Raw genomic sequence first — 18,046 nt, forward strand, 5'->3', positions numbered from 1 at the left:
TTTATGAAAAATAATAATGTTGGAATTAATGATAAATTATTTTATTGTAATAATTCAATATTACTTAAGTCAAGTAGTAAAAACCCAATAAGTGATTTTTCTTATAATCTTTTATGTAACTTAATTCAAGATAAAGTTTTACAAAATGCTTCAGGTAAGAAAATTTTAATATCTTATCAAGGCAATCCGAAATTTTATTCAATAGTTGAAAAAATAAACTACTTTTTTAAAAATCATAAACATATAATTTATAACTATGATTCTAAAATTAGCACAGATCCTACACTTGATGAATTAGCCTTTAAAAAAGCAAAATTAGACTATTTTATTAAAATAATTTCACATCAAAATGATACCAATCTAACATTTAAAATTTATAACCAAACCTTAAATTATATTTATGGTGAAAACTTAGAAAAAGTAGCTAATTTATTTAATGAAAATATTAAAAATCAATCTGAAAACTTTGAAATTAAAAAGGTACACGATCTAAATTTAGTTGATGCTAACAACTTAATACAAGAACAAGCTTCAAAAAGTGAAATTTTGCGTGCTTTTATTAATGTTAAACCAAGATATAAATCAAAAAACCTAATTATTACTCAAGATACATATTCTCAAGAATTACTTAATAATTTATTAACCAACTATGATTCAAAATTCATTTGTAGACCTTTTGACTTAAAAACTAGATGAATTTTAATGATTAACAAGCTTTTTAATAAAAGCTATACAATTAAAAACTTGTATCAAAGTTTAATTAAAGTTAATGATTATTCTAACCTTAAAATTAACTTATTAATTGATAGAAAATTAGTAAGTTTAAACACAAACCAAGTTGTTTTAATTTATTTAGATTTCTTTTTAGAAGAATTAAAACGTTCTAAAACAGTTAACTTGAAAGACTTATTTGTTTTAGTTTCGCCTAATGCTTCTTATCAAGTTTTAGAATTGCTTAAACAATATAATGTTAAATATTATTTTGCGAATTCTAAAGCATTAAGTTCGGTAATCAACCACGAAAAATGCATTTTTGCTTATTCATATGACAAAATTAATGCTAATCCAAGATATTCGCATATCTTTAATAGTTATTACTTTATTGTTTGTTTAATTTGGATGTTAAACAGTTATGTAAACAGAAATAACTTACTTTCATTTAAGAATGATAAATTAATTGAAAATTTTGGAAAAGTTATTTTTAAAACTAAAGAAGTATCATTTAATTATGAGAATATCAGTTCACTCGTTAAACATTTCATTAATACATATAAAAAATCCAAAACATATGATTTAATTAATGTTTTTAAATTCTGAAGCGATAATAAATATGCTTTATTAAAGCTTATTAATTCAACAAGAAAACATACAACGATACTTACATATGATTTTATAAACGATAAATTAATCATTGAACACCAATTATGTTCTGAATATAATCAAAATGATATTCCTTACTTTTTGGATTATTCAAGAATGAAAAAATATATCAATAAGTCTATAAAACAGATTAATAAGCAAAATAAAGTTAATAAGAAAAAACCTGTTAAAGTATTAAATACTCCTTTAACAGAAGTGTTAACTCAATCAGAAACTGTAGATATGAAAGAAGGAACTAATAATGATTAATAATAAGAATGTTCCAGCAATAAGGTTTAAAGTTATAGTTCAAAAATACAATGTTAAGTTAGGAGATTAGATGAATGAATTTAGTATAAATGAAGTCGCAGAATTAACTGGCAGAACTGTCAAATTTATAAGAAGAGAAGTAGCTAGTGGAGCTTTAAAAAGTTATAAAAAAGGTAATAAAACTTCAATTTTAGAGGAAGATTATAATAATTGAAAAATATCTATTGATAAAAAATTTAATGAATTTGCATCTTATTCAGATCCTATTAAAAATTCAAAAATCAATAAAATCAAAAAGAAAAATGATATAGTCTGTTGAGTAGATATTTCAAGCGAAATGATGGCTATTGATGGTTGGGCTAATAATCAACATATAAGAGATTTCAATTTTATAGATTTATTTACTGGAGCTGGAGGACTTTCTTGTGGGCTAACAATGTCAGGTATGATGCCTGTGGGTTCTGTTGAGATTATGCCTCAAGCAGTTGAAACTTATAAAACCAACTTCTCAAAAATAAAAGGCTTTAAAGAAAATGTTTCTGATAGAGATATTAGAGATGAAAAAATAAAACAAGATCTAATTCAATCGGTAAAAAACAAACATATTCACCTAATTGCTGGTGGGTTCCCTTGCCAGGGGTTTAGTATGGCAGGCAATAGAATTGTTGCAGACCCAAGAAATTCATTATATTTAGATATGCTAGAAATTGTTAATAGAATAAAACCTGAGTTTGTTCTAATGGAGAATGTTAAAGGTTTGCGTTCAATGATGGATGGTAAAATTGAAGAGAAAATTATAAATGACTATAAAGAAATTGGATACGATATCAATGTTACTGTGTTGAACAGTGCCGATTATGGAGTGGCACAACATAGACAAAGAGTTATTTTTATAGGTAATAGAATTGGTGCAAAAAACTATCATCCAAAGCCAACACATAATGAGAATAATTATGTGTCTGTTGGTAAAGTTTTAGATAAATATGTAGAAATGGCTGAAAACAAAGATATTAATCATATTTTTTCAAAAACTAGTGAAGATATGAAAAAAAGATTAGAAGCAATACCGATTGGTAAAAGTTTATATGGTAATTATAGTGATGCCTGAAAAAAAGTGGATTGAAATAAACCTTCTTGCACCGTAAAAGAGAATCATGGTGGTGTCAATGTACATCCAATTTTAAATAGAGTTATGACCCCGCGTGAATTAGCCACATTACAATCATTTCCGGAAAATTTTATATTTAGTGGATCAAAAAAATGACAATTGGTTCAAATTGGAAATGCAGTTCCTTGCCTACTGGGTAAAGCGATAGGATTAGCGATATTAAAATCTTATGATGAGTGGAGAAAATAAATGAAAACTTATTATGAAAAAATAATGTTCGTGAAAGATAAAGTTCAAACATATCTTAGAGAAATTTTTAAAGTTTACGGGAATGAACTTTTATTAAGGCTAGAAGAATATAATCTTTTATCAAGTGATAATAATTGCATTGAAACTTCAACGGCAACAGGTTTTATTATGGAAGAGTTTATTACTTCTAAACTTGAAATATATACTCAAAATCATAATAGTATTAATGATATTGTTGTTCGTAAATTAAGTGATCAATCAACTGTTAATTCCAGCTATGATTGTTATGTAAATTATAATAATATATTCGTAATGATAAATATTAAAGTTCAAAAGAACGGTGCATCAAATAATGCCGTTGCCGCTATAAATATTCTTCATAATGATTATGTTTCTACTAATGTCAATAATGAAAAAAGTTATATGATACTCAAAACTTTTTACGATTTTGGAATATCGCCAAAAGATAGAGAAAGAAAGATATTAATAAGTGGCGTTGATGCATATTGCTTAGAAGAAATTGATTTTTCTTGTGGTCATAAGCAAGATCATAGAAATTGATCTGCGGATTTTAAAGCTAATTCAGGCAGATTACAAATACCGCCATCATGGTTAAAAGATCATAAAATGGATAAGAATGATGTTTCTTATTTTAAAACAAAATCATTTATAGATGATATATATAACGGAAGTAATCCGGAAATTTAATGTAAAGTTTATTCACAATTAGGTTTTGTGGTTCAGATTATCTTGTTGTTCATACCAATGTAATAATTTTAAATGTTTTCATTTTTGTGTGTAGTAAGATAAAAAGTCTCATATTGTATGAAAACTACAGCCTAAATATTAAAACTTTATTGCAAAAAATGTTTGTTTAATACGCCTATAAAACAGGCGTTTTTTAATTAAATAAAAAAACACATTTTACAATGTGCCTTTAGTCTGCGAATAACTATCCTCTATGATTTTGGTTATTGTATAGAGCGATTTTAGCTAATTGGAAAATATCATCGTGTTTCATTAATTCAGGGAATGGTAAACTAATATTGAAATTTATATTATCTGATATAAATTCAAAATTATTAATTGCATCACTTCACTTTTTAAAGGTTTCTAAGGCTCCTTTAAAGTTTTCGGTTCATCCCTTAAAAACAGAGATTAAAAATCTTGTATCATCACTATTTTTAGGCCCCAAATCTCATACATATTGTACGAAAGATATAAATGAATTAAATAGTTTATTGTATCTTACATAATTGCCTAAGTAATTATATTTATAAAACTTTTGAGCTTTATCAATATTATCTTTAAATTCATTTTTTAGTTCAATGATCGTTTTATTTTCTTCTACACCAAAGCTATTAATTTCTTCAGTTCTATTATTAAAAAGTTTTTTGATAAATTTTAATCTATAAAGGTTTTTCTCAATATCATTCCAATATTGCTCTGAACCTGATTTAATATTAGTATTTTTAAGCATTTCTAAATAGATATAAAGCTTATCTAATAAATAAAGTTCTTTATTGTATAAAAAAGGATTTAATTCCTTAAATTTATAACTTTCTTCAGTTAATTTATCAAATTCAGCTTTTAGATATTCTCTAAATTTATCTTTTTCAAATTTATTATCATCAAAATTATAAAATCTAACATATTCATTGCCGAGTTCACTATGAAAATCCATAAGCATATGAAGCTTATTAATTGAGTAATTAATTAAGCTTTCATTATTTGATTCGGCAATGTTATATGTAAAATATTGTCTAAATTCAGATATAACTTCGCTTATATTGCTATTAGTTGTTCTATAAGCAAATTTATTACCATCAATATTTTCTCATTGTCTTAAAACACTAATCAATAAGCTTAAATTTTCTTTTGCTTTTGAAACTTCATCATTAGGAGTTGTTTCTTTATCCTGAATAATTTTTTTAGCATTTTCTAAGTTAGTATTAAGTTCGTTATTTAAAAAACTTATTGTTTTAATATCTAATGTATTAATCTTTTCATATGCATTTTTAACATTGAAATAATCATTAGCATAATAATTGTCAACAATATAAACTTTTTGACTATTGGCAGGTAATAAACTTATTAATTCATTTGTTTTACCTACATTTAAAATTGAATTAACTACTTCTTGATATTGTTTAAAAGCTTCCCTTGATGCTTTATTTGAACAAGAAATACTTAAAGAAGTGCCTACTAAGGCAGATGCTACTGGTACTGAAAGTTTTAGCAATAATTTACGATTTTTTTTATTCATTATGAACCTCAATGAAAGTATTAAAAAATTATTTTAATATATAAATATTAAACCTAAAAATTCTGTGAAAATTTTTTAGTACTTTCTGCAAATTTTTCACATTTTTGCAGATATTTTTCATATCTAAATACCCTTTTATATTCATATATATAATAATATCAGCGGAATTAATATGACGAGTGTTGACCGCTAGATATATACGGAAAAAATATTATATGTAAAACAACTTAGGAATTTATTCCTAACACTCTTTCAAAAATGGAAGGAAATTATGAAAAATAAAAAAATTAAAAATATTTTACTTGCTTCAAGTTTAAGTGTTACAGGCCTTGCACCTCTTGCTTTAACAGTAGCATGTGGAAATACAAACGAAATTAAAGGAGATAAAGTTATCTTTGGTGTAACCTTCTCGCAAGGTAAAGAACAATGAAACGCAATTAGCGACATTATTGCCAACTATAACGCAACAGAAAAAAATTCTCCAGACTATCTACCTGTTGAATTAAAACACATTGGTTCAGGTTATTCAGCTGGTAATGACTATGTTGTTACTGGTATGAAAAACAAATCAGTTGATTTACCAAGTTTAACAGTTAACTATGGTACAACTATTGCTGAAATCGTTAAAGCTGGTAGAGCATTTGACTTCTCAGATAAAACATGAGGCAATTATGTAACATCTAAGAATGTATTTGAAGAAAGTTTTGCTAACTACAACAACAAAATTCAAGGTGTTAAAGCTGGTGGTAACTATGCATTACCATTATTAAAATCATCTATCGCATTTGGTATTGATGGTCCAGTTTACAAATATGTATTTAAAACATTAAAAGATGCAGGTTACAAACTTGATGGTCAAATTGAATCTAAATTTAGAGTTAATGATGAAGCTGTTTGATCATCAGACGTTGACTACATCAAAACAGAATCAATGTTTGGTGCAGCAAAAGCTGCTGAAGAAATTAAGAAAATCTTCGGAAACCCTAAAGGTGCTGATGCAGTTGACTTTAGTCTTGAAGGTGTATTTGGTGACTTTAAAGGATACATTGAATTCATTACAAAAGCAATTCAAATTTTTACAGTATCATCAGATACTAAAAAATCATCTGTTGCATTATTAGGTATTGATGACCCATCTGGTATTTTAAACACAGTGCTTTACTCAAGATTAAATGGTGATGACTCTAAAATGCCTATGGCTGTAGGTCAAGATGCTGATGGATTCGTTAAAATTGACTTTAAATCAGTGTTAAACCCAGAAAATGCTACAACAAAAATTGAAGTTGAAATCTTTGACTTGCTTAAAGCTGCTATTGAAAAAGGTGCTCTTAAGATCTATGGTGGTGGTGCATACTCTTCATCAGACGAAGTAGCTCACAAATTAGGTTCTAACTTTGGTTCAACTGCTGGATATACACACAACTTTGTAACAACATCAACCCCTTATGTTGAAGCTTACAATTCAAAATCTAAGAAATTAGAAAAAATAGCTGAAATCTTACCTGGCGGTAATAAAGCTGCTACACTTGGAAAATATAACAATGCAGTAGTTGCTATGGGTGTAACACCTAAAAATGCTAAATATGACTATGTTTCAACAAGTGCAGAAGCAGATGCAAACATTTCAAAAATTGTTACAGGTGGTAAATACATCCAAGTTTCTGAAGCTGAAGCAGATGCAATTAAAGAATTAAATGCTCAATCAACTCAATTTGAAAACTTAGGTGTATTTACACAAAATAATGTTAAATATGTTATTTACAAATTAGCTTCAGAACCAGCTTCAACAACATCATATGGAGATAAAGTTAAATATGTAAAACCTGAAGCATCACAACAATTAGGTAAAGATGAATTGGTTGTATCATCAGCTCCATTAAAATACGCTGCCGATTCAACAATTAAAACAGCATTCTCACAAGGTCCTAACTTGTATGCAATTAAGAAAAATGCTAAATTAGACAAAGCTACTGCAAAATTCGTTAAATACTTAACAAGTACTGATGTTCGTGAATTCAAAGAAATGGTTAAAGGTAAAGAAGTTAAATATGACGAAAATAACTTTGAACACATTTCTAGAGTAGCTAGCTACGTTGTTCCATTCAAAGGATTTGACGCTGACTTCAAAAAAGAAGGTTCATTGAAGAAATTAATTCAAGATAACCCTTACTTAAATGTTGCTGTTGAAATGTTCTCAGACAAATCAATTCAACTTTATGAAGAACCATCAAGTGTATACTCAAACCCTTATAGAGATTCATTTAACGCTGCATACAAAGCTATTGCTACCCAAATCAGAGAAGGTAATGGTGCTTCAGCAGAATTTGCTACATCAATCGTTGCTACAATGTCTCCAATCGTTTCAAAATTTAAATAATTCTTTCTAAGCTTAATAAAACCAAACTACGGCTAGGCTTGTAGTTTGTGTTTATTTTGTATTGAAACATTAAAATAAATATGAATAAAAAATTATTACTAGGTTCATTAGTTTTATCTGCTTCATTTCTTCCTGTTGTTTCTGCAGCTTGTGTAACAAAGCAAATTAATGACGGTCCAAAAATTGTTGAGCTAGATACACGTATTAATTTAAACGTTGAAAAAGTAGCTCCTTATATGTTTAAGGCCGTAGTTGTTAGCGGAGCTGATGGAGATACAGTTACAGTTAGAGCCCTTGAAGCTAATGAAAAAAATGGTATCGCAGAAGGAATACAAAATAAAATAAGAATTGCTGGTATTGATACCCCTGAAAAAGCTGTTGGAGGCAAAATAGCTTCAAAACAAGAACAGCACTTTTCAACTCAATCAAGCGATTTTGCTTCAAAAACTTTATTTAACGGTAAAGAAGTTTATGTATTCCTAACTCTTGGTGGTAAAAGCGATACATTTGGAAGATTCACGGGAGATATCTTCTATAGCAATGAAAAAAATCAATTAAGTTCTATTGCGGACGTAAATAGATCTTATTCAGTGGAAATTATAAAAGCTGGTTTAACATTACCTTTAGATCAAGGTGGTCAAAACCTTCCAAATATGGTGTATTCTAACACGGCTGCACACTGAACATATTATTTAATGGGATTAGCCCTTAAATATGCTAAAGATAACAAAATTGGTTTCTTTGGTGAAAGACCAATGACAACTTCATATAACCCATATGAAAAATTAGCTTATACTGCATATAAAATTAAACCTATCGGTGAAGGTTGAAGATCATTCGCTTTTGAAGGAGCTGGCAATCCAGACATTCAAACTGTTTATGATTATGCTCAATTTGCATATAAACCTATTAAAGTAGTATATGCTAATGGTGAAGTTGTTGAAAATGGTGTAATAACTACACCTGCACAACCTGTGCAAAAATAACCTTTACATATTAAATATTTAAGTATCAAAATAAGTATCAAAAATTCAATATTAATAATAAGTAAGGAAAAATATGTTTTTAAATAGACTTTTTAAATCAATTAAAAAATCTTTTGTAAATATTACTCCTGAAGATAGAGAACAATATGAATTATTGCTAAATAGAGTTAAAGAACACAAAATCGATAAGTCTATTCCTGCAATAGAATTAAAAAACGTATTTATTGACTTTGGTGAAACCTTAGCTGTAGATAACGTTAGCTTCTCAATTCCAGAAGGAAAGTTAGTTACATTATTAGGTCCATCTGGTAGTGGTAAAACTACAACATTAAACGCTATTTCTGGTTTATTAACTATTAGTAGTGGTAATGTATTATTTTACGGTAAAGATGTTACAAACTTAACTCCACAAAAGAGAAAATTAGGTTTCGTTTTCCAAAACTATGCTTTATATCCACATATGAGTGTTTATGGAAACATCGCATTCCCATTAAAAAATGATGCTGACTGACAAAACTCAATTATTTCTAAGAGAATAATTGCTCAAACTAAAATTAACAACATTTATCTTAAATATTTAGGTGCTTCAGAAGAAGAAACTAATAAATATTTAGAAACAGTAGTTTATACTAGAGAAATTCTTGATGAAATGGAAAGAATGTACTCAAGAGAATATTCGGCTACAAGAGATAATTTTGTTAAAGCACAAAGTGCTTACAATTTAGCTAAAAACCGTTATGAATCTGCATATAGCCTTTTAGCTAAAAAGACTTTAAAATACTTTGATGAACTCAAAGAAGATTACAAGAAAATAATTAAAAACCTTAAAATTGAAGATTCTGTTATTAAAGCTAATGCTATTCAAAAAGAATATTTAGAATGTTCAATTAATCAAGAAATTATTGATTCAGGTTTATTAAAATTCAAAAAACCTAGTGGTTCTGCAGATGAAGTTTATGCAAAACTTACAGAGTTAGAAGCTGTTTACAAAGGTTTAATTGCTAAAATAGCTCAATACAACAAACAAGATTTCGTGTTGAATGATGCTATGAAATTGGTTAAATTGGAAAAAACAATTCTAAAAAATGCATTGATTTGCAGATACCATATGAAAACTATTGAAATTGAAAGAGACAACAAAGAAAAGGTTGCTTCTTTAAAACAAGAGTATATTGATGCTAAGAAAGCGTTAGCTGGTGTTAAAAACGAAAAATTGGCAAGACGTAAGAGAAACTTAAGTGTTATTCCTGTTATTCTTGAAAAAGAACACGCATTAATTGAAAAAGAATTAAATACTAAGTACAACTTCCAAGCAATTATGAAGGAAGATAAAAAACTTCGTACTGCTAAATTAACTCAAGAACAAAGAGAAGAAATTGCTAAGTTATCTGAAGATATTCTTACAATTGGGCAAGCAATCCATAAAGCTGTGCTTGATGTTGCTAAGCGTGTTGAAATCCTGGGTATTCTTCAAAAGAAACCAACCCGTTTATCAGGTGGTCAACAACAACGTGTGGCAATTGCTCGTGCTATTGTTAAAAAACCTAAGATTTTACTTCTTGATGAACCTCTTTCAAACCTTGATGCTAAATTAAGAATTAACACAAGACAATGAATCCGTGAAATTCAACAAAGTTTAGGCATTACAACTGTGTTTGTTACACACGACCAAGAAGAAGCTATGTCAATTAGCGACATTGTTATCTGTATGTCAACTTCAAGAGTTCAACAACTTGGTTCACCTATGGAACTTTACAACAAACCAGTTAACGAATTCGTTGCTAGATTCATTGGTATGCCTGAAATGGGATTATTATCAGCAATCTATGAAGATGGTAAATTAACTGTTGCTGGTAAAGAAGTTAAGGGTGTAGTAATTCCTGGAATTGATAAAGCAGAATTAAAAGTTGGTGTTCGTGCTGAAGATTACATTATTCGTGAAACTTCAAGAAATGCTGACTTCTCAGGTGTTATTAAAACAGCTGAAAACTTTGGTAAAGAATCTAAACTTATCGTTGAAACAATTGATAAAGTAAGATTAAACTTCCTTGTTAATAATAAATATAACTTTAAAGCTGGGGACACAATTCACTTTAGTATGCCTGCAGATAGATTACATATCTTTGACGCAGTGACAGAAGAAAGAGTTGAATACAATGTTCAATAAGCTTTTTAGAGGAATAAGCTCAAAAACTAATAATGATGCATTATTCCAATATTCATTAAGCAAACAAACAAAAACAAATTCAAATACTATTGCCGGTTCAGTAGTAGATAAAAGAACAAATTTCTTTTTCGCATTTGTTTTAATTGTTCCAGCTATTGTTATCTTATTAACATTTACAGTTATTCCATTTGCATTTAACATTAAAAGTGCATTTACTAGCGAAGTTTCTGAAGGCGGAAAAGTAACAAGCCACTTCGCTGGATTTGATAACATTACTGCATTATTTAGAGATATTCAATTTGCAGTAGGTGTTAGAAACTCATTTATATATGGTTTATTGGTTTTACCTATTACAATGGTAGTTTCACTTTTAATTTCATCCCTTATAGCAAGCGTTATTCGTAAAAAATTAAGAGGATTTTGGCAAACTATTTTCTTCCTTCCTTACGTAACTAACGCCGTAGCCGTTTCATTGGCTTTCGTGCAAATTTTTGACACAAACGGTCAATTTAACCAAATCTTGCGTGCTTTTGGTTTCCAAGGAAACACACCTTGATTAAAAAGAACACCAGAAGGTGTAACGGCCTTTAAATCAATGCTTGTTATGCTTGTTAATGGTGTATGAAACAGCTTAGCATTCAACGTTTTATTATTCACAACTGCTATGCTATCAGTTGACAAAAACCTCTATAGATCAGCCTCAATTGATGGAGCATCAGGTTTTAAACAATTCTTTACAATTACCTTACCATCAATTAAAAGTACTATTACATTCATCATGACAATGGGTATTATCAACGGTATTAAAGTATTCCCATTAGCATTGTTCAACAACAAACCAGAAGAAGCTATTAACGCTGGTGCATCAACACTTATGTTATTTATTTATTCATATGTAAAACAAAATAACTATGCTTTAGCTGGTGCAGCTTCATTAATCTTATTCATCATTGGTATTACATATTCAACAATCATTCGTGGTGGTTTTAGAGTCCTAACCTTAGCATCATTAAATAAAGGAGAATCTGATGTTTGAAACAAAATTAAAGATTCAAGAGAAATTCGCGAATTCTATTCTAAAGAAGAAGCGAGATTTAGTTACACAGCAAGTACAAGATAGCTCATTACTTTCTTTATTTACTAAATCATTCTTTAAAATCTTATTATTATGTTTATTTGGACTCGTAGTACTTATTCCATTTGCCTATATGATCTTAATGGCAACAATGGGAAATCAACAAGCTGATTTAGTTAAAAACGGTCAAGCAGGTATTTGACCAAATGAATTTAAATTCTTTGGCAATATGAAATCAGCGTCAAACCCTGATAATAAAGGTATTTGACCTTGGGAAGCGGACTGACAACAAGGATACTTATTCTCATTCTTCTTAACATTCTGCAATGTATTGCTTTCTATTGCCCTTAAAATATTTGTTACATTATTTTTAGGTTATGCATTCAGCCTTAAAAAATGATATGGAAAAGAATTCATTTGATTTATTTTAATGTCATTATTAATCCTTCCAGAAGTTGCACTGCTTGCAGGTCAGCAATGGGTTGTCTTAAAAATCAAGAACGTCGTACAGCCTGATGCTCAAGGCGATGCTAGTTTATTCATTTATAACTTATTTATAATTGCTATTCCTTTCGTAGCTTCAGTATTCAATGCTTTAATGTATAGAAATGCTTTTGAAGCTATTCCAAGTAGAATTAAAGAAGTTGCTATGGTTGATGGTGTAGTTGGTTTTAAATACTTATTTAAAATAGCTATTCCAATGGTTTCACCAACTACGCTCACAATTGTAATTTTAACTACCTTAGCCTCATGAAACTCATACTTATGACCAAGCTTAGTAGCTGGTACAGATTATAGAGTTATGTCAGTTTGATTATTTGGTGTAGGTCGCGAAACATCAACGCAAGATGAACGTGTATTTGACAACATTAGAATGGCTGGTGCTATCTTAGTTATTCTTCCTATGTTTGTATTCTACTTCTTATTTAGAAAGAGAATTATGTCTGCTATTAGTCGTCAAGGAAGTACAATTAAAGGATAGAATATGAAAAAAGTTAATATAAAAGCTAATACAATTCTTTGATTATGTTTAAGTGTTATTGCCTTAGTTTTAATTGTTGTATGTTCAGTTATTATTGCTAAAGTTAGTTCTATTGAAGAAGTTGCTAACGTTAAAATTCAAACTGATCTTATTCAAGAGTATTCTGCTTGAAAAGCCTATGCTATAGGTGTTTTGGCATTTAGTATCATCGTTTTCACGATTGGTGCATCAATTAGCTTCTTAGGTTTTAAATCATGAAATTACAGTGCAACATTATAGGAGAATTATGAAATTAAACTTTAAAAAATTAATTTTACCAGCTTCAGCATTTGCTTTAGCTAGCCCTATTGCCTTAGTTTCATGTGTTAACCCATTTAAAGAGGACGAACAAATTGCAAAAGCTAAATACTTAGATCAAAATAACAACTTATTTGAAGGAAAAAGCATTGAAGAATTTGACAAACTATTTTTAAAAGAAAAATATTCAAAAAATCCTGATTATGCAAATTATTTAAGCGTATTACACAAAACATTTGAAGATTTTAAACTTCAAAAATTCATTGCATTAGAAAGATTCTATTCAAAATTCTCACTAAGCTTAAGAATTGATAGAGACGTTCAAGACGTAAAAACTAAACAAACTATTAAAGTAGTTTTACCAAATGATATTACAAACAATTTTATCTATTACTTAACTAAAAATACTCCATTCCAACATAACTTTTTAAGCGTTAAAAATACTGAATTATACAACTCAAATAATTGAGGTAATAATTCAGTAATCAATATTAACGCAATGGAAAATTACACAGATTCAGCACTTAACAAAAAAGTATCAATCGGTGGAATTCTTCCGAAAATTGCATTTAGTCCTATATTTAGCGATTCAACACTCTCAAATTCAAAAACAGAAACTAATTTATATAGTTTCTACAAGAAAATTATTTCTTTACTTAAAGTATTAATTAAAGAATACGACGCAAATAATGAATATGTAATTCAAGAATCTATTGCTCCTTTATACTATTTAGTGCAAACTGCTAATCCTAAAGAATATGTTGATGAATCATATGGTTTATCTGGAAAAGGTGATACATCTGCATTTAAAGATAAAAATCTTTTACCTAAAAATGCTGTTGAATCATTCTCAAAAGACCCAGTAAAATTTATTGAAGATAATAAAAAAATTGTTAACCCATTCTGATTAAGTAACAAAACATGACAAGCTCAATTTAAACAAGCTGTTGATCAAAGCGGCAAAATTGGTAAATTTGGTTTAGCTTACTTAGTTGCATTCTTGTTCTATTATGCAACTCCAAATAATGTTGAAATTTTACAATTTAAACAATTGAATGAAACAACTGAAGAAACAAAATTCTTAGTGCAATATCAAATTGGCAAACAAATGTATTTATTTGATCCTGTTAAAGACTTTACTACAACTAATGATATAAACTCTTCTAGCTATGAATTTGCTTATAAAACAAAAGAAGAACTTAAAGCTAATAAAATCACATTTGACCAAAACGCTTATTTAATAGACGAAATCGGTCAAGCTTGAAAATAATAATAACAAATCACAAAGCCTTAAATGGCTTTGTTTTTTTATACAAAAAAGATGCTACTTTTTAGCATCTAATTTGTCTTCAATTCTACCTATAGTTATATTTGATAATAAAGCTAATAATACACCTACAATTGGAGCAATAATATACTTTATTCAAAAGGGCATAGGTATTAATGAAAAAGTACATAAAATAATTAAAATAAAAGCTATTGGAATGCTGAAGTTGAAACTTCTAATATTAATTATTTTAAAATATACACATATAAAATTAATTATTAAAGCGAAAAATACTATCAAACAGGGACCTAGGATAATTCATAAAGTACTTTGAATTATTTGATTTCCGAATTTAGGATCGCTTAAAATTCAAATTGTACTAAGTGGAATAACTAAGAATATTGATATGAATAATATTGTAACTACTGGCCCTAATGGCGTTTTTTGTTTCTTATTATTCATGATTAATTCTTAAATTATTAAGCATATTAATAAATTCATCTAATTTAACTGTGTGTGTTTCTTCTTTTCCGTATTCACGGTATGAAATAGTCTTGTTTGCAATTTCATTAGCTCCTAAAATTAATTGGTATTTAGATTTAGAAACTTGTGCATTACGGATTTTTTTGTTTAATCTTTCATCTGAATCATCAATTTTGACTCTAAAATCATGTTTCCATAATTCTTCATAAACTTCTTTAACATAAGCTAAGTTTTCTTCAAGATTAACAGGGATAATGGTAATTTGTTTTGGTGCTAGTCAAAATGGTAAATTACCTTTAGTTTGTTCTAAAAGAATAGCTACAAATCTTTCGTATGTACCAATTAAACCACGGTGAATCATAACTGGACGAGCTAAAGCACCATTATTATCTACATATGTAATATCAAACTTTTCAGGTTGCAAGAAGTCTAACTGAACTGTTGATACAGTAATTTCATGACCTAAAGCAGTAACGATTTGAATATCAATTTTAGGCCCATAAAAGGCGGCTTCACCAACAACTTTTTCGTATTTGATTCCCATATCATCAAGAGCTTTTTGAAGCATTGCTTCAGCTGTATTTCACATATCAACATTATCAAAATATTTTTCTTTATCTTTTGGATCTCTTAATGATAATGAAATGTAGTTTATGTCTATTTTAAAGATGTTTAAGATCTCTGTAATTTGTGAAAACATATGTTTAACTTCTTGTTCTATTTGATCCGGTCTAACAAATAAGTGTCCTTCAGTTAAAAGCATACCTCTAACACGTTCTAAACCTGTTAAAGCACCTGATTTTTCATATCTATATAATTGAGATTGTTCGCTATATCTAATAGGTAGATCACGGTATGACCTTTTTTCTGTGTTGTATGTAACAATATGATGAGGACAAGTCATTGGACGAGGAATTAATCTTTCGTTTTCAACAACTAAAGGACTAAACATATCATCTTTATAGTGTGCTAAGTGTCCACTAATTCTATAAAGTTCTTCATTTCCAAAGTGTGGAGTTAAAACTTCAGTAAAGCCGTATTTTCTGTCTAATTTAAGTACAAGATTTCTAATTTCATTATGAATATACATTCCGTTTTCTAATCAAATCGGAAGCCCTTGACCTGTTAGAGGGCTGAATGTAAAGATTTTCATTTCTTTGCCTATTTTACGGTGGTCTCTTTCTTTTCTGTCGGCTAAAATAGCTAAATAATTATCTAATTCTTCTTTAGTATTTCAAGATGTACCATAAATTCTTGTAAGTTGTTTATTGTCGCTATTTCCTCTTCAGTATGCACCAGCGATGTTAAGTAATTTAAAATGTTTAATGTGTTTTGTACTTTCAACATGATTACCTGCACATAAGTCTTTAAATACGATTTCTTTGTTCAAAGGATCTTGTAAAGCGTAGAAAGTAATTTCTTTACCTTGTGCTTTTAATTCATCGTATAACTCTTTTTTATAAGGCTTATTGGTAAAATCATATTCTGATTCTGGAATTTGAACTGTAATTAAATTTCTGCTAGCTAATTTTTTCATTAACTTTTCAATTTTAGGTAATTCAGTTTCACTAAATGTTTCAGCGAAATCAAAATCATAGTAAAAACCTTCATCAGTTGCAGGACCAAAGCCTAATTTTACATTAGGGTATAACATTTCAACTGCAGCACCTAAAAGGTGGCTAGTTGTATGATTAAGTTGTTTATCTGCTTGTATCTTCATGATTCTCCTTGTTATTTCAAACCTATTTTTCTCATTAATTTAGCAACTATAGGTTTACATATTTTTGATGCTTCTTGTGCACCTTTAGTTAGAACTTCATTAACAATAAGTTTCGCTTGATCATATTTTGATTGAATTTTAATAAGTTCATTTTTTACCGATTCAGCTACTTCTTGCTTGAATTCGGCATAATTTTTGTCTTTGAAATGTTTTTCGGCATCTATTAAACTTATGTCGTTTAAAGCTGCATATATATTTAAAAGGTTTAATACACCAGGTTTATTTTCGGAAATATAAACTTTATTTTCTGAATCTGTAACAGCTTTCATAATTTTGTTATAAGCAACATTCGGATCTTCTAATAGGTAAATAGCTGACTTACTGCTTTTATCACTTTTAGACATTTTTACAGTTGGATCAGTTAAAGATTTAACTCTTGCTCCTACTTTTGGAATAATGCCAGTTGGTATTTTAAAAGTCATATTATATTTTTTATTAACACGTTCAGCAAGTGTTCTAGTTAATTCTAAATGTTGTGTTTGGTCTTCGCCAATTGGAACTACGTCTGCGTCATAAATTAATATATCGGCCGCCATTAAAGTTGGATAAATAAATAAGCCAGTAGGAATTTTCTCCGTTCCATTAGCTTGCTTTACAACTTTAGAACTTTTATCCTTAAATTGTGTCATTCTATTTAATTCGCCCATAGTTGATTCGCACGTTAGAATTCATTGAACCATTGTATGTTCTAAAATATCAGATTGAAAGAATAGATTACATTTATTAGGATCTAGACCGCAAGCTAAATATAAAGTTGCTATTTCAATTCTTTTCTTTCTTAATTCACTTGGGGACATATCACCAGTTGTTAATGAGTGTAAATCCGCTATAAAATAGTACGCATCGTACTCATCTTGCAATTTAACGAAGTTTCTTAATGCACCGATATAATTACCTAAAGTTAAATCACCTGTTGGTTTAATTCCACTTATTAATCTTTTCTTTTCCATAATAACACCTGTTTTAAATATAAATATAATTTATATTTTATTACTTTTATACGGTTTATTAAGTTTTTAGTTGATTAAGTGTATTATATAAAATGCAATAGTGAGGTTCCGCCTAAAACGATAAATAATAAAAATCTATTTTAATAATAGACTATTGCTTAGAAAGCAATAGAAAAGATTGCCTTATAAGGCAAAAAAGATGATTTTTTAATGAATTTTATAAATTATCTGAATTGTCGTTTCATATTAATGAACGAGTTTGAAATTTTCTCTAACTGAGAAGGCTTGAAATTTTTATAATTTCAGTCAGCGATATTATGCCTTTCAATTTTATTAATTCTTTCTTGGATTATATCCATATCACTTTGAGTGAATTTATCCATAGATGTACCTTTTGGGATAAATCTTCTGATAAAACGATGTGCATTTT

General features: G+C 28.5%; 14 protein-coding genes and 1 pseudogene. 10 read left to right on the forward strand and 5 right to left on the reverse strand.

The genetic code is table 4. The features are described 5' to 3' along the window. Positions 1–3: 3 nt before the first annotated feature. The 3 genes from T390_RS03830 (at position 4) to T390_RS0102240 (ending at position 3,694) form a co-directional block, all read left to right on the forward strand. A complete protein-coding gene (locus T390_RS03830; RefSeq protein ID WP_051590856.1) occupies positions 4–1,629 on the forward strand; it encodes an MAG5620 family putative phospho-sugar mutase in 1,626 nt (541 codons plus the stop codon). A gap of 70 nt (positions 1,630–1,699) precedes the next feature. Continuing rightward, complete coding sequence (locus tag T390_RS0102235) at positions 1,700–2,986, forward strand: DNA cytosine methyltransferase (protein WP_027334883.1); 1,287 nt, start codon at positions 1,700–1,702, stop codon at positions 2,984–2,986. Then, entirely contained in the window at positions 2,987–3,694 is a 708-nt protein-coding gene (locus T390_RS0102240; protein WP_036436103.1) for a UpaP162 family type II restriction enzyme, read from the forward strand. It abuts the gene before it with no gap. A 244-nt stretch (positions 3,695–3,938) separates the two neighbouring features. On the opposite strand, the gene T390_RS0102245 is transcribed toward T390_RS0102240, so the two are convergent. Continuing rightward, complete coding sequence (locus T390_RS0102245; protein ID WP_027334885.1) at positions 3,939–5,252, reverse strand: hypothetical protein; 1,314 nt, start codon at positions 5,250–5,252, stop codon at positions 3,939–3,941. A gap of 271 nt (positions 5,253–5,523) precedes the next feature. Between T390_RS0102245 and T390_RS0102250 the strand changes: the two genes are divergently transcribed. From T390_RS0102250 to T390_RS0102280, 7 genes are all read left to right on the forward strand, one after another. After that, a complete protein-coding gene (locus T390_RS0102250; RefSeq protein ID WP_027334886.1) occupies positions 5,524–7,629 on the forward strand; it encodes a P68 family surface lipoprotein in 2,106 nt (701 codons plus the stop codon). An 80-nt stretch (positions 7,630–7,709) separates the two neighbouring features. Further along, positions 7,710–8,615 carry a thermonuclease family protein gene (locus tag T390_RS0102255; protein ID WP_027334887.1) on the forward strand — a complete coding sequence of 302 codons (906 nt, stop codon included), beginning with the start codon at positions 7,710–7,712 and terminating at the stop codon, positions 8,613–8,615. Positions 8,616–8,688: 73 nt separating this feature from the next. Beyond that, positions 8,689–10,782 (forward strand): ATP-binding cassette domain-containing protein, encoded by a 2,094-nt coding sequence (locus tag T390_RS0102260; protein WP_027334888.1) that lies wholly within the window; start codon positions 8,689–8,691, stop codon positions 10,780–10,782. Then, positions 10,772–11,902 (forward strand): carbohydrate ABC transporter permease, encoded by a 1,131-nt coding sequence (locus tag T390_RS0102265; RefSeq protein ID WP_036436105.1) that lies wholly within the window; start codon positions 10,772–10,774, stop codon positions 11,900–11,902. The genes T390_RS0102260 and T390_RS0102265 overlap by 11 nt, the downstream gene beginning before the upstream one ends. Beyond that, on the forward strand, positions 11,811–12,839 hold the full coding sequence (locus tag T390_RS0102270; RefSeq protein WP_027334890.1) for an ABC transporter permease subunit: 1,029 nt from the start codon (positions 11,811–11,813) through the stop codon (positions 12,837–12,839). The genes T390_RS0102265 and T390_RS0102270 overlap by 92 nt, the downstream gene beginning before the upstream one ends. A gap of 3 nt (positions 12,840–12,842) precedes the next feature. Beyond that, positions 12,843–13,118 (forward strand): hypothetical protein, encoded by a 276-nt coding sequence (locus tag T390_RS0102275; RefSeq protein ID WP_027334891.1) that lies wholly within the window; start codon positions 12,843–12,845, stop codon positions 13,116–13,118. Positions 13,119–13,125: 7 nt separating this feature from the next. Then, positions 13,126–14,406, forward strand: coding sequence for a hypothetical protein (locus T390_RS0102280; RefSeq protein ID WP_027334892.1), 1,281 nt, complete (start codon positions 13,126–13,128; stop codon positions 14,404–14,406). A gap of 54 nt (positions 14,407–14,460) precedes the next feature. Here the strand turns inward: T390_RS0102280 and T390_RS04035 are convergent, their stop codons facing one another. The 4 genes and pseudogenes from T390_RS04035 to T390_RS04080 form a co-directional block, all read right to left on the reverse strand. Further along, positions 14,461–14,865: an MAG3450 family membrane protein gene (locus tag T390_RS04035; protein ID WP_084260951.1), complete on the reverse strand. Its 405-nt coding sequence runs from the start codon at positions 14,863–14,865 to the stop codon at positions 14,461–14,463. Further along, positions 14,858–16,606: a threonine--tRNA ligase gene (gene thrS, locus T390_RS0102290; protein WP_027334894.1), complete on the reverse strand. Its 1,749-nt coding sequence runs from the start codon at positions 16,604–16,606 to the stop codon at positions 14,858–14,860. Before thrS ends, T390_RS04035 begins: the two co-directional genes overlap by 8 nt. Before the next feature lie 11 nt (positions 16,607–16,617). Then, a complete protein-coding gene (trpS, locus tag T390_RS0102295; protein ID WP_027334895.1) occupies positions 16,618–17,616 on the reverse strand; it encodes a tryptophan--tRNA ligase in 999 nt (332 codons plus the stop codon). 224 nt (positions 17,617–17,840) lie between these two features. Continuing rightward, positions 17,841–18,046, reverse strand: a pseudogene (locus T390_RS04080) (hypothetical protein); the annotation flags it as partial.

The organism is Mycoplasmopsis felifaucium ATCC 43428, from assembly GCF_000687775.1.
In the GTDB taxonomy this organism is placed as follows: Bacteria; Bacillota_I; Bacilli_A; order Mycoplasmatales; family Metamycoplasmataceae; genus Mycoplasmopsis; species Mycoplasmopsis felifaucium.